Raw genomic sequence first — 13,160 nt, forward strand, 5'->3', positions numbered from 1 at the left:
TATGAAGAGATTTGTGATGGCCGGTCTGGCCGGCACCGTGGCAGGGATTATTGCGACTACCCAGATCGCCGGGCCACTGCTGGCGCAAGAGGCCGAAAACAAGGCCGGAGTGTATGAACAACTTGACCTGTTCGGCGATATCTTCGAACGGATCCGCGCCCAGTATGTTGAGGAAGTCGCCCCCGAAGAACTGATCGAGGCTGCGATCGACGGCATGTTGACGTCACTGGATCCGCATTCAAGCTATCTTTCCCCGGACGACGCCGAGCAGATGCGCGTGCAGACGCGTGGTGAATTCGGTGGGCTGGGCATCGAGGTCACCCAAGAGGACGGCTTCGTCAAAGTCGTATCGCCAATTGACGGGACGCCTGCGGACGAAGCGGGCATCGAGGCCGGCGATTTCATTACTCATGTGGACGGCGAAAGCATCCTGGGCCTGACGCTGGACAAGGCAGTCGACCTGATGCGCGGCCCGGTCGGTTCGGAAATCGTCATCACCGTCGTGCGGGAAGGCGAACCCGACCCATTCGATGTGACCATCATCCGCGACACGATCAAACTGACCGCCGTTCGCGCCCGCACCGAAGGCGCCAGCGTGGTGCTTCGTGTGACCACCTTCAACGATCAGACCTTCCCGAACCTGAAAGAGGGGATGGAAAAGCAGATCGCCGAAGCTGGCGGCATCGACAAGGTGAACGGCTTTGTTCTGGACCTGCGCAACAACCCCGGCGGGCTGTTGACCCAAGCCATCAAGGTATCGGACGCATTCCTGAACGAAGGCGAGATCGTCTCGACCCGTGGGCGCAATCCCGAAGATGGTGAACGCTTCAACGCAACCCCGGGTGATCTTGCCCAAGGCAAGCCGATCGTAGTGCTGATCAACGGCGGATCGGCGTCGGCTTCCGAAATTGTTGCAGGTGCATTGAAGGATCACCACCGCGCGATCGTCGTCGGCACCAAAAGCTTCGGCAAAGGATCGGTTCAAACCGTGATGCCGCTGCGTGGCGACGGGGCGATGCGTCTGACCACCTCGCGCTACTACACCCCGTCGGGTCGGTCGATCCAGGCTTTGGGTGTCAGCCCCGACATCATCGTGGAACAGCCCCGCGTCCGTCCCGAGGCTGAGGAAGAGGAAGAAAGCAACGCCCGCACCCGGTCCGAGGCCGACCTGCGGGGCAGCCTGAACAATGACAGTTTGACCGAGGATGAAATCCGCCAGATCGAGGAAGACCGCACCAAAGCGGAAGAAACCGCCGAACTGCGCAACGAAGACTACCAGTTGGCCTATGCGATCGACATTCTCAAAGGCCTGTTCGCCTTCAATCCGACAGAGCGGGCATCGCAGTAAGCTGCGCAAACAATGACCGAAGGGCCGCGGTTTTCCGCGGCCTTTTCTTTTGGCTCAGCTCTCGATTTTGTGCAGTTTCTTTTCGTCAAGCATCAGCGCCAGAACCAGGCCGATCGACACCGACACCGTTGAAAACACAAAAGCCATATCCATCCCGCTGTCAAAGGCCATCGACAACGCGGATTTGATCTTTTCGGCCTCGGGCGCGCTGAATTTCTGCATGACAGCCTGCGCGGTCTTGGTCGTCAACGTACCGCCATTGATGGCTTTTTGATCGGCCAGGGACATGTCGATTCCGGCCTTGGAAAGGTGTTCGCGGAAGCGGGACAGACTGACCATGTACATGATGGCCGTCGCGCAGGCGACCGAAATGGCGCCATAGACCAAGTGCACCATGAAGCTCAGACCGCCAACCAGGCCTGCACGTTCAGGCTTGACGGCGCAAACGGCGGCGGTACCCGACGGGCCAACCGTCAGTGTCGCTCCCAACCCGATCAAAGCCATCCCCGGAAGGATTTGAAAATACCCCAGCCCGGCCGGCATCACAACGACACTGGCCGCGCCTATCGTAGCGCAGAGATACCCCCAGAACAGCAGGCGCTTGGGTCCGAAATCATTATACAAAGTGCCTGACACGATCGACCCGACCGCCAAAAGAACAGTCAGCGGTGCGAGACCCAGAGCGGATTCGAATACCGACCAGCCCAGAACCTTTTGCATATATTGCGGAAAATAAAGCAATCCCACAAAGGCCGCCGAGACGTTGAACATGTTCAGCCCCAAGGTGATGCGAAATTGCGGATTTTGCATCATCTGCGGCAGCAAAAGCGGTTCTTTCACGCGTTTTTCCACGCGTGGGAACAACAGAAACAGCGACGCGCTGAGGAAAAACAGAAACATCAGCGGAACCGACAGCCAGCCCCAGTCCGATCCGACATCCAGCGCGTACAGCAGCAGCAGGACAGCAAAAGAAAGGACACCCATTCCGGCAAAGTCGATGTGCTCGCCTGTCCTGTGGGTCTTGTCACGCTGCATCAGCAGGACTGCCGTGGCTATCGAGATGCAGGAGAAGACGACATTTGCCAGAAAGAACAGGCGCCAATCTCCAAGATTGACGACAAACCCGCTGATCATCGGACCAAATACATTGCCGGTCGTGACACCGGCAAGGATCAAACCCATGACCATCGCACGGTGTTCCTCACGGGATACCCTCGTGGCCCCGAAGGCCAGCGTGCACGGCCACACGCATCCCGCGCCGATACCCTGAAGCGCGCGTGCGCCGATCAGGAAATCAAGACTGGGAGATACGAAACACATGACCGAGGCGAATAGAAACAGCGACAATCCGATGATCATGATCTTGCGATGACCGTACATGTCGCCCAGCCGGCCACCTGCAACCATCGTCATGGCGAAGAACAGCGCATAGATGTTCAATACCCACTGAGTACTGGTGATATCGGCATCAAACGAGTTTTCGATCGCCGGAACCAGCATCAGCGCACCGGTGAAGTCTATGCCGATGCCAAACGCCGTTACCATCAGCGCTATGACCTTGATAATGCTGTCACGTTCCATCCGGCCCCCAGAGTTTCCTTGGTGGCTCAATCATGCATGAATTCAGCGAAAAAGATAGGAATGCGTCCAAGCAGACTTCGAATATGCTGAACCTGCCGGCTTTTGGCCGATCAACCCTGATCAGCGCTCAACCGACGCACCACGCGCTTCAGAAGGTCAAGTTCGGCGCGCAGCAGGTCCATCTCGGCGCGGATATCGCCCACGGCCGGCGCACCCGCGATTACGGTGATGTCACCCACTTTTTCCTGTGAAGCGCTGTCGAGGATAATCACACTATGCACACCATCGGACAACAGGACCGTTGGTACGGGAACCCGAACATGCCAGCCACCTTCGGCCTCAGAAACCTCGATATCTTGCAGGATCTGATCCCGGTACCGGGCTTCAAGTTGGGGTGCGATACTTCCTGAATAGTGGCCTTCCCATAAGCCGTCTTCGAACCGGATCGGGACGAGTTTTGTTTCCGCCATGGCCTTTCCCTTCACAAGTCAGCGCGATGATGGCGGCACAGGGTCAGATCCCGCAGCACCACACGGTTCATACCAGGATCCTGGATGATAAGGTCCAGCCACATCTTCTCGATGCGACGTTCGTTCAAGGACAGATGCGCAAGATCAAAATCGATGTCGGATGTCGCATGTTGCGGTTCCAGCTTTCGCAGCACCTGCTCGGTATTCGGTCCATTCTGGATGTTCAGCCTCGCAAAGACCTCGGCCGGGCGCTCACTGTCGACCGTCACATGAGCCCGGACCAGGTGTTGCCGCGTCAGGCCCTCGGCGGCGCTGCCCGGAAGTTCGACAGACACGGAGAGGAACGAGCCTTGAAAGCTGAATACGTCGATCGCCAGGCTGAAAGGCGCCAGGTCCTTTTCCCCGCTGTTGCGGATTTGCCGGACTGCAATCTCGGCCAGCGGACAGTCATGGAAAAGCGCCACGCTGTCATCAAGCTGCGCCTTGCGAGACAAAGATACCAGGCCCGTAACGGGCAGGGGGCTGCCCCACAAATCCGGGCGCCAGGCCCAATCCGTGCCAAGCGGTCTGGGGAAATTCTGGGTGCCGATATGCGGGCGGGTCAGGCGCCCGTCCGCAATCTGAATCAGCCGATCAAGTTGGGCGCGAAGCACTCGCGCCTGATCACGCTGCTGGCGAAGCAGGGGCAGGTCTTCGTGCGGCGCGTTCTGCGCCGTCCGTTTCCAGTGCCCAACTGCCTTGCGGCTGAAATACCGATCCAGAAGTCTGCTCATGTGCCCAGTGCTTGAAACTGCACCTCTTTAGTCGGATTCCGCGGGCGGAATAAACCCGCCTTCGACAGATAGCACTGCAAAATTTCCGAATTGTGAACGACGCCGGTCGTGCCGGCCGGATTTTTGCAAGATCACGCCGGGGCACGTTCTTGAAATAGCACGGGGCAAAGCTTACCGTCAGTCACCCGGTCGCCGTGGATCCTCCGCAACGGGCCGCAGTCCAAAAAACAAGACGAGGCCGGGGCATGGAACCCACCCTATTCGCGTTCATCTGGAAACATTCCAAGAAACAGCAGTTCATTCTGCTGCTGTTGACCGTACTTTCGTTTCCGTTTCTCTATGCCTCGCTTGAATTGCCCAAGCAGATCATCAACGACGCCATCGGCGCGACCGGAAACACGGTAATGCTGTTTGGCACGAAGGTGACCCAGGTCCAATACTTGCTAATCCTGTGTTTTGCGTTCTTGGGAACCGTGCTGGCTGGCGGCCTCATGAAGATGCGCATCAACACCATGAAGGGGATCCTGGCCGAACGCATGCTGCGGCGGCTCAGATTCACCCTGATCAGCCGGATGCTACGCTTCCCCAAGCCGTATTTCTCGACCACAAGCCAGGGCGAGCTGGTGTCGATGATATCGTCCGAAGCGGAACCGATGGGCGGACTGATGGGCGACGCGATCGCCCAGCCGGTTTTTCAGTTCGGTCAGATGATGACGATTGTCACTTTCCTGTTCATGCAGAGCGTCTGGTTCGGGCTGGCTTCGATCGCGCTGATCCCGCTGCAAGCCTGGCTGATCCCGCGCCTTCAGCGCCAGATCAACCTCTTGAACAAGGACCGTATTCAGGAGATCCGCCATCTGAGCACCGAGATCGGCGAAACCGCCGCCGGTATCAGCGACCTGCGCGCGAACGGTGGTTGGCGCTATCGGCTGGCGCAGTTCAGTCATCGTCTGGGAACCTTGTTCGATATCCGGGTTCGGATCTACAACAAGAAATTCTTCATGAAGTTCCTCAACAACCTGATCACGCAAATGACGCCGTTCCTGTTCTATTCGGTCGGCGGCTATCTCGCGATTACGGGCGAAGTGACAGTCGGTGCGCTGGTTGCGGCGCTGGGGGCGTACAAGGATCTCAGCGGCCCTTGGCGCGATCTGCTGACCTATTACAATCAGGTTCAGGACATGTCGTTGCGCTGGCAGGTCGTCACCGAACGATTTGCGCCCGAGAACATGATCCCCGAAGAACTGTTCTATGGCGAGCCGGAGAGCATCCCGCACCTGCAGGGCGACATCGAATTGCGCAATGTGACGGTGCGCGACGAAGACGGCAAGTTGATCCTTGAAGACATCGACCTGACAATCCCGAAAGGCGCTCGGGTGGCCATCAAGGCCTCGCATGACTCGGAAAGACAGGCGCTGGCCCAGTTGCTGATCCGCGAGATCCTGCCGGTTCAGGGCGAGGTCCTTCTGTCTGGGCACAACCTTCGCGAACTCCATCAGGCGGTGATCGCCGCCCGTGTCGGCTATGCCCACTCGCGACCCTACTTGTTCAACGGCACGCTTGGGGACAACCTGCTGATGCCTTTGCGTCCCCATCCCCAGCACGAGACCGAAGCTCTGAAGGCTCCATCACGTTATCAGGTCGAAGCCGTGCGCGCCGGCAACTCCCCGGACCTTCTGGAGGACGAATGGGTCGACCCACGCCTTGCCGGGCTGCAGAGCATCGACGAGATCCGGGATTGGTGGTTCGAACTGGTCGAGGCGATGGGCATCGACGAATTCATGTTCCGGCGGACGTTGCGGTCGCAATTCGATCCCGAACTGCACCCCCATCTGGCCAAGGCGATCGTGGATGCGCGCGACAAGGTTGCAGCGCGTCTCAAGGAAAAGGGCTTGGACAAATACGTTTACCGGTTCGATCCGGACCGGTTCAACCCGGCCGTACCTTTGGGGGGCAACCTTCTGTTTGCCTCACCGTCGCGCAACATCTCACCGGACATCCTAGCCGGGGACGCTCGATTTCTTGCCATGCTGCGGGCCCATGATCTGGACAAGGACGCCCTAAGCATCGCGACGGCGGTCCTCAGCACGCTGCGGAAAACATTCGGCCGAGAAGGGACGGATCACCCGCTGTTCCTGCGTTTGGGCATGTCCAAGGACATGTACCACCGACTGCTCGACATCGACGAACGCCGCATGTCGAAAGGTGAGGCAACCCTGTCCGAACGTGAAATGGCACTGTTGCTGACGGTGCCGTTCATGCTGACCGCCGAACAGATCGGCCCCAGTTTCCCCGAGGAGTACAAGGAAAAGATCCTGTCGATCCGGCGCACGCAGGCCCAAAACCTGCACGCATCTTTCGACGGGCTGTTCATTCCCGTGGCACCCGAAACCTATGTGCCGCGCCTGACCGTCATGGAAAATGCCCTGTATGGCCGCGTGTCGCTGATGGCCGGGGCACATGCCGAAGAGATCGAGGATGCCGTAGCCGAAGTCCTGATCGAGGCGGGTCTCACCCGTCGCCTGGCGGCTATCATCTACGATCTGCCGACCGGTCTTGGCGGGGCCAACCTGCCCACGGTGTTCCAGGAACGTGCCGCGTTTTCACGGGCAGCGATCAAGCGGCCCGACATCCTGATCCTGGACAAGGTTCTTGCCAGCCACGATTCGGAAAGCCGTCTGCGCACGCGTCTCAAGCTGCGTGAGTTGCTTCCCGACTCGGTCATGATCTTCATGGAAGATCATTTTGGCCATCCCGAGGCCTATGACATGTACGTGGAAATCAAGGACGGCCGAATCGACGGTGTATCGCGTTCCAAGGCCGAGGCGGAAGACGAACAACCCGAAGACTTCAGCCGAAAACTCAAGATCATTTCGGCAACCGAACTGTTTTCGAGGCTTGACGGAAAACACCAGCGTCTGCTGGCCTTTTCGGCGCAATGGTACGACGCGGCGGCGGGGCAGACCATATTCTCGCGCGGGCAAACGCCCGACGCTGCCTATCTGTGCATCTCCGGGCAGGCGAGCCTGGAATGGACGATGCCGGACGGCGAAAAGCGAAACATCTCCGTCGTCGAGCCAGGCCGTCTGATCGGCGACCTGTCGATCATCACCGGCGCGCCTCGGCAACTTGACCTCGTTGCGATGACCGACTGTTCGTTCCTGCGGATCGGCGCGGAAGAGCTGCGCGCCGTGGTAGAGGGTGACGCGGCTGTTTCGATGCGCCTTCTCGAAACGGTGGCCGGGTATCTGACAACTGTCTCGGAACGACTGTTGCTGTCTAATACCCCGTTGACACCCGAAGCCGAGACCGGGGCGGGCGGTTAGGATGCGCGAACCGCAGCCACACCCGGCCTATGCCCCGCACGAAATCCTGGTGGCGCCGGCCAGGGCTTATCCCGAACTCTGGCGGCTGCTGCTGGGCTTCGCGATCATCACAGTCGTCGTGCTGGCACTGAATCTGGTTCTCCTGGCCGCTGTAACCGCCTTTGGTTCGGCCGAACTGGTGTCCGGTTTCGAAGACGGGTCCTCGGCCCTGGCGCTGCTGGTCATCCTTTCCAGTTTTGCCTTTGCCACATTGGGCGTCGGATTGGCCGTGCGACAGGTGCAGCACCGGAAACTGATCTCCGTGGTTGGGGCGCCGATTCTGACTGTACGGCAATTCTGGCGGGTTCTGCGGGCGCTGGTCGTGCTGGGTGCCTTGCTTTTTGTTCTGCCCCCATACGATATGGGACCGCCCTTGGAGCCAAACCTGCCGGTTTTCAGGTGGCTGCTGCTGATGCCGCTGGCGCTGGTGGCTGTCCTTATTCAGGTCAGCGCCGAAGAGATTCTATTCCGCGGGTTCCTGCAACAATCGCTGGCCGCGCGGTTCAGGGCCCCGTGGATTTGGATGGGTGTACCCTCCCTGATTTTTGCTGCCGGGCACTACGCACCTCTTGCCGCCGGTGACAATGCTATCCTGATCGCAGTTTGGGCCTTTGTCTTTGGCCTTCTTAGTGCAGACATCACCGCCAGAGCAGGAACGCTGGGACCCGCAATCGCCATGCATTTTGCCAACAATGTAACGGCTCTGCTGATCGTATCGTTGCCTGACGGCCTGGGTGGGCTGGCCCTCTATCATCTTCCGTTCGAAACATCGGACACCGGTATCCTGCGCCAGTGGCTTGTCGTGGATTTCGCGGTGATGATCGTCAGCTGGCTGGTTGCGCGACTTGCGCTCAGGCGCTGATTGCATTTCCTTCCGTAGCGTCTTATTTGACTGCAACCCGCATCAGCAAGGTTCCGACATGAACTGGATCACAAACTACGTCCGCCCCCGGATCAACTCGATCTTCTCCCGCCGTGAGGTGCCCGAGAATCTCTGGCACAAATGCGACGAGTGCGGAACGATGCTGTTCCACCGTGAACTGGCGGACAACCAGAACGTTTGCACCCAGTGCGGACACCACATGCTGATCACCCCGCGCGAGCGGTTCAAGCACCTGTTCGACGGCGGCATCTTCACCGAAGTCGCAGTGCCTGCGCCCAAGGAAGATCCGCTGCAGTTCCGCGATCAGAAGAAATACCCCGACCGGATGAAGGCGGCGCAGAAAAAGACTGGCGAGAAAGAAGCGATGCTGGTCGCCACCGGCGAGATCGGCCGCACGCCGATCGTGGCCGCGGCCCAGGATTTCTCGTTCATGGGCGGTTCGATGGGCATGTATGTGGGCAACGCCATCATCGCGGCCGCGCAAGAGGCGGTGAAGCTCAAGCGCCCGCTGATCCTGTTTTCCGCCGCCGGCGGCGCCCGGATGCAGGAAGGCATCCTCAGCCTGATGCAAATGCCGCGCACCACGGTCGCGGTGGAGATGCTGAAAGAGGCCGGCCTGCCTTATATCGTCGTTCTGACCCATCCCACCACCGGAGGCGTTACGGCGTCCTACGCGATGCTCGGCGACGTGCATATTGCCGAGCCGAACGCCCTGATCTGTTTCGCTGGCCCCCGCGTGATCGAGCAGACGATCCGTGAAAAACTGCCCGACGGCTTCCAGCGCGCCGAATACCTGCTGGATCACGGCATGCTGGACCGCGTCACCAAACGGACCGAGTTGCGGGACGAGTTGATCACGATCATCCGGATGCTGATGGGTCTGCCCCCGGCGGTCAAAGGCGATCTGCCCGCCCCGAACGAGGACGCGGCCGAACAGCCTGACGCGCAGGCCAAGCCTGCCGAAGACATGCCCAAGAAATGACCGCACCCACATCCGACGTCATCCTCGACCGGATGATGGCGCTGCACCCCAAGATCATCGACCTGACCCTGGACCGTGTCTGGCGTCTGCTCAAGGCCCTGGACAACCCGCAGGACAAGCTGCCCCCGGTGATCCATATCGCCGGTACCAACGGCAAAGGCTCGACCCAGGCGATGATCCGCGCCGGGCTGGAAGGGGCCGGGCTGACGGCCCATGCATACACCTCGCCGCATCTGGCACGCTTTCACGAGCGCATCCGCCTGGCGGGCAAGCTGATCTCTGAACCCGACCTGACCGCCGTTCTGGATGAGTGCTACACCGCCAATGGCGGCGAGAACATCACCTATTTCGAGATCACCACCTGCGCGGCCCTGCTGGCCTTTTCCCGTGTACCCGCCGACTACACGCTGCTCGAAGTCGGACTTGGCGGGCGGCTCGACGCCACCAACGTGATCGCAAAGCCCGCGGTCACGGTCATCACTCCGGTCTCGATCGACCATGAACAGTTTCTGGGCAACACGTTGGCCAAGATCGCTGCCGAAAAGGCCGGCATCATCAAGCGCGGCGTGCCCTGCATCGTCGGCCCGCAACCGGACGAGGCGATGGAGGTCATCGAGGCCACCGCCGCACGCCTCGGCGCACCGCTGCTGGCTTACGGACAGCACTGGCACGTCCACGAGGAACATGGCCGCCTGATCTATCAGGACGAAACCGGGCTGCGCGACCTGCCGCTGCCAAACCTGCTGGGCGCCCACCAGATCCAGAACGCCGGCGCCGCACTGGCGGTCCTGCGCCACCTCGACCTGGGCGACGAGGCCTACGAGGCCGCAGTCACCCGTGCCGAATGGCCCGCCCGGATGCAGCGCCTGAAGACCGGCCCGCTCGTCGAACAGGCGCCTCAGGCCGAACTCTGGCTGGACGGCGGCCACAACGCCGCCGCCGGCGTCGCGCTGGCGGACGTCTTGGCCAAGCTGCCCCCGCGACCCACACACCTGATCTGCGGCATGCTCAACACCAAGGACGTGACTGGCTACCTCTCCCCGCTGGCCCAGCAAGCCGCCAGCCTGACCGCCGTTTCCATCCCGGGCGAGACCAACACGCTGAGCGCTGAAGAAACTGCCGCCGCCGCCAAATCAGTGAACCTGCCCGCGACGACCGCCAGCAGCGTGTCCCAAGCCCTCGACACCATCATCAAAGCCGACCCTCAGGTGCGCGTGCTGATCTGCGGCTCGCTCTACCTTGCTGGCAACATCCTGCGCGAAAACGGCTGACGATTCATTGAGCCACAGCTAAGGCAGAGGCAACGCTCGCTATTGTCCCCAGTCCTGCGCCTGCATCTCCCGCAGGCGCGAGGCTGTGCGCTCGAACTCGAAAACACCTTCCCCCTCGACATACAGCATCTCGGGCTCGGCGGCCGCTGAACAGATTAACCTCACCTTCGCCTCATACAGCGCATCGATCAACGTGACGAACCGCTTCGCCTCGTTGAAATTGTTGCGCGACAGGCGCGGTATGTCCTCGAGCACCAGCACTTTTACCGCATCAGCAATGGCAAGATAGTCCCCTGGCCCCAACATCCGGCCGCACAGATCATAGAACGAGGCCCGTGCCACACCATTGCGAAACGCGGGCAACACCACCTCGCGCCCCTTGACGTGCAGGGTCAGGGGTTCGGCCGGCCCACCTGACAGGTCGGCCCAAACGGCCCGGATCTTCTCTCGCGCCTCGGGTCCGATGGGCGTGAAATAGACCGGCGAGCCCTCGAGCCGGTTCTGCCGGTAATCCGTGGGCGAGGTCAGTTCCCACACTTCGAGCTGCTGCTTGATGTGGTGGATGAAGGGCAGGAACAGCTGCCGGTTCAGGCCATCCTTGTACAGATCGTCGGGATGACGGTTGGAGGTGGTCACAACGACGACGCCACCCGCATGCAGCATATCGAACAGCCGCCCGACGATCATCGCGTCGGTGATGTCGGTGATCTGCATCTCGTCAAAGGCCAGCAGGCGCACGGATTTCACGACCGAGGCCGCCACCGGCGCCAGTGCATCCTGCACGCCGGTTTCGCGCGCCTCATGCATGCCAGCGTGGATTTCCTGCATGAAGGCATGGAAATGGACGCGCCGGGCCGGAACTTCGCCCAGCGTTTCGACGAACATGTCCATCAACATGGATTTGCCGCGCCCCACGCCGCCCCACAGGTACAAGCCCTTGGGCGGCGGCGGTGCCTTGCGGAACAGCCCGCGTTTCACCGGCGCGGCCAGAGCCGCCCGGATACGCTCGAACTGGGGCAGAACGGCCTCTTGCGCGTCGTCGCGGTTCAGGGTGCCATCGGCAACGCGGGCCTCGTACAACGAGATCATGTCGGTCATGGCCCGAGCCATAGCGCCCGCCCGCGCCGTTGAAAAGAAGGCATCCTCCGGCACGCATCAATTTTGGTTAATCGTGACCGCAAAACTCCTGAATTGACGAGCGAGCCCAAGCGGATACTGTCGGCGGGCTGAACCCGGAGGCCCAATGACCCCAACCGCCCGTCTGCTCAACCCGGTGCTGATCGTCGGATGCGTGATCATCACGGTCAGCTTCGCCGTGCGCGCCTCGTTCGGCGTGTTCCAGATTCCGATCGCCGAGGAGTTCGGCTGGCTGCGCACTGATTTCTCGCTGGCCATCGCGATCCAGAACCTGGCCTGGGGCATCGGCCAGCCGATCTTTGCCGCCATCGCCGAAAAGATGGGCGACCGGCGGGCGATCATTCTTGGTGCGCTGACCTATGCGGCGGGGATGGTACTGTCGGCTTGGTCCGTTACGCCCTTCGGGCATCAGCTTTATGCCTGGCTGGTGGGCTTCGGTATCGCAGGCACGGGCTTTGGCGTCGTGCTGGCGGTGGTCGGGCGGGCCTCGACGGATCAGAACCGCTCGATGTCGCTGGCGATCGTAACGGCAGCGGGCAGCTTCGGGCAGGTGATCGGTGCGCCGACGGCTGAATGGATGCTGACCTTTCTGCCATGGCAGCAGGTGTTCATCATCTTCGCCATTGCCATTCTGGCCCTTGTGCTGACACTGCCCTTCATGCGCGCACCCGCGCAGGTCAGCAAGGCCGAATTGGAAGAAAGCATGGGCCAGATCCTGGGCCGGGCCTTCCGCGACCCGTCCTATGCGCTGATATTCTTGGGTTTTTTCAGCTGCGGCTATCAACTGGGCTTCGTCACCGCGCATTTCCCGGCCTTCGTGACCGAGATGTGCGGCCCGATCCAACCCGGCGGTGTCCTGCATGCGATGGGCATCACCACAACGTCTGCCTTGGGTGCCCTGGCGATCTCGTTGATCGGGCTCGCCAATATCGGAGGCACCCTTCTGGCCGGATGGGCGGGCAATCACTTCCCCAAGAAATACCTTCTGGCAGCAGTCTACACCGGGCGCACGATCGCGGCCGCGGCGTTCATCCTGTTTCCCATCACGCCTCTGACCGTGATCCTGTTCTCGCTGGTCATGGGGTCACTGTGGCTGGCGACGATCCCGTTGACCTCGGGCCTCGTCGCGCATCTTTACGGCCTGCGCTACATGGGCACGCTGTATGGCATCATCTTCTTCAGCCATCAGGTCGGCAGTTTCCTGGGCATCTGGCTGGGCGGCCGCATGTATGACCTTTATGGCGATTACACAGTTGTCTGGTGGATCGGCGTGGCCATCGGCGCCTTCAGCGCGATCGTGCACCTCCCAATCCGCGAGAATCGCCCCGCGCAGCCCGCTGCCGCCTAGGA

General features: G+C 60.7%; 10 protein-coding genes. 6 read left to right on the forward strand and 4 right to left on the reverse strand.

From position 1 onward, the window contains the following. Position 1: 1 nt before the first annotated feature. A complete protein-coding gene (locus ACR0BA_RS09330) occupies positions 2–1,348 on the forward strand; it encodes a S41 family peptidase (protein ID WP_480727594.1) in 1,347 nt (448 codons plus the stop codon). 54 nt (positions 1,349–1,402) lie between these two features. On the opposite strand, the gene ACR0BA_RS09335 is transcribed toward ACR0BA_RS09330, so the two are convergent. The 3 genes from ACR0BA_RS09335 to ACR0BA_RS09345 all read right to left on the reverse strand — a co-directional run bounded on the left by ACR0BA_RS09335 (position 1,403) and on the right by ACR0BA_RS09345 (position 4,172). Beyond that, a complete protein-coding gene (locus ACR0BA_RS09335) occupies positions 1,403–2,929 on the reverse strand; it encodes an MFS transporter (protein ID WP_480727596.1) in 1,527 nt (508 codons plus the stop codon). Between the two features lie 110 nt (positions 2,930–3,039). Then, positions 3,040–3,399, reverse strand: a complete 360-nt coding sequence (locus ACR0BA_RS09340; RefSeq protein WP_170369316.1) for a hypothetical protein — start codon at positions 3,397–3,399, stop codon at positions 3,040–3,042. 11 nt (positions 3,400–3,410) lie between these two features. Further along, positions 3,411–4,172: a DUF6478 family protein gene (locus ACR0BA_RS09345; protein ID WP_093963346.1), complete on the reverse strand. Its 762-nt coding sequence runs from the start codon at positions 4,170–4,172 to the stop codon at positions 3,411–3,413. A 245-nt stretch (positions 4,173–4,417) separates the two neighbouring features. On the opposite strand from ACR0BA_RS09345, the gene ACR0BA_RS09350 reads away from it, so the two are divergent. Genes ACR0BA_RS09350 through ACR0BA_RS09365 form a run of 4 tightly spaced genes read left to right on the forward strand, consistent with a single transcriptional unit; the run spans position 4,418 to position 10,673 of the window. After that, positions 4,418–7,498 carry an ABC transporter transmembrane domain-containing protein gene (locus tag ACR0BA_RS09350; RefSeq protein WP_480727599.1) on the forward strand — a complete coding sequence of 1,027 codons (3,081 nt, stop codon included), beginning with the start codon at positions 4,418–4,420 and terminating at the stop codon, positions 7,496–7,498. Between the two features lies 1 nt (position 7,499). Continuing rightward, a complete protein-coding gene (locus ACR0BA_RS09355; protein ID WP_480727601.1) occupies positions 7,500–8,399 on the forward strand; it encodes a CPBP family intramembrane glutamic endopeptidase in 900 nt (299 codons plus the stop codon). A 58-nt stretch (positions 8,400–8,457) separates the two neighbouring features. Continuing rightward, positions 8,458–9,402 (forward strand): acetyl-CoA carboxylase, carboxyltransferase subunit beta, encoded by a 945-nt coding sequence (accD, locus tag ACR0BA_RS09360; RefSeq protein ID WP_480727603.1) that lies wholly within the window; start codon positions 8,458–8,460, stop codon positions 9,400–9,402. Beyond that, on the forward strand, positions 9,399–10,673 hold the full coding sequence (locus ACR0BA_RS09365; protein ID WP_480727605.1) for a bifunctional folylpolyglutamate synthase/dihydrofolate synthase: 1,275 nt from the start codon (positions 9,399–9,401) through the stop codon (positions 10,671–10,673). Before accD ends, ACR0BA_RS09365 begins: the two co-directional genes overlap by 4 nt. A gap of 39 nt (positions 10,674–10,712) precedes the next feature. On the opposite strand, the gene zapE is transcribed toward ACR0BA_RS09365, so the two are convergent. Beyond that, on the reverse strand, positions 10,713–11,771 hold the full coding sequence (gene zapE / locus ACR0BA_RS09370) for a cell division protein ZapE (RefSeq protein ID WP_170371708.1): 1,059 nt from the start codon (positions 11,769–11,771) through the stop codon (positions 10,713–10,715). Positions 11,772–11,916: 145 nt separating this feature from the next. On the opposite strand from zapE, the gene ACR0BA_RS09375 reads away from it, so the two are divergent. Beyond that, positions 11,917–13,158: an MFS transporter gene (locus ACR0BA_RS09375; RefSeq protein ID WP_170365830.1), complete on the forward strand. Its 1,242-nt coding sequence runs from the start codon at positions 11,917–11,919 to the stop codon at positions 13,156–13,158. Positions 13,159–13,160 lie beyond the last annotated feature (2 nt).

This window comes from Ruegeria sp. CI5 (assembly GCF_056536885.1).

Bases quoted from the DNA above. Each gene is read 5' to 3' on its own strand.
- ACR0BA_RS09335 (WP_480727596.1), bottom strand. From the start codon at position 2,929: ATGGAACGTGACAGCATTATCAAGGTCATAGCGCTGATGGTAACGGCG.
- ACR0BA_RS09365 (WP_480727605.1), top strand. From the start codon at position 9,399: ATGACCGCACCCACATCCGACGTCATCCTCGACCGGATGATGGCGCTG.
- accD (WP_480727603.1), top strand. From the start codon at position 8,458: ATGAACTGGATCACAAACTACGTCCGCCCCCGGATCAACTCGATCTTC.
- zapE (WP_170371708.1), bottom strand. From the start codon at position 11,771: ATGACCGACATGATCTCGTTGTACGAGGCCCGCGTTGCCGATGGCACC.
- ACR0BA_RS09340 (WP_170369316.1), bottom strand. From the start codon at position 3,399: ATGGCGGAAACAAAACTCGTCCCGATCCGGTTCGAAGACGGCTTATGG.
- ACR0BA_RS09375 (WP_170365830.1), top strand. From the start codon at position 11,917: ATGACCCCAACCGCCCGTCTGCTCAACCCGGTGCTGATCGTCGGATGC.
- ACR0BA_RS09330 (WP_480727594.1), top strand. From the start codon at position 2: ATGAAGAGATTTGTGATGGCCGGTCTGGCCGGCACCGTGGCAGGGATT.
- ACR0BA_RS09345 (WP_093963346.1), bottom strand. From the start codon at position 4,172: ATGAGCAGACTTCTGGATCGGTATTTCAGCCGCAAGGCAGTTGGGCAC.
- ACR0BA_RS09355 (WP_480727601.1), top strand. From the start codon at position 7,500: ATGCGCGAACCGCAGCCACACCCGGCCTATGCCCCGCACGAAATCCTG.
- ACR0BA_RS09350 (WP_480727599.1), top strand. From the start codon at position 4,418: ATGGAACCCACCCTATTCGCGTTCATCTGGAAACATTCCAAGAAACAG.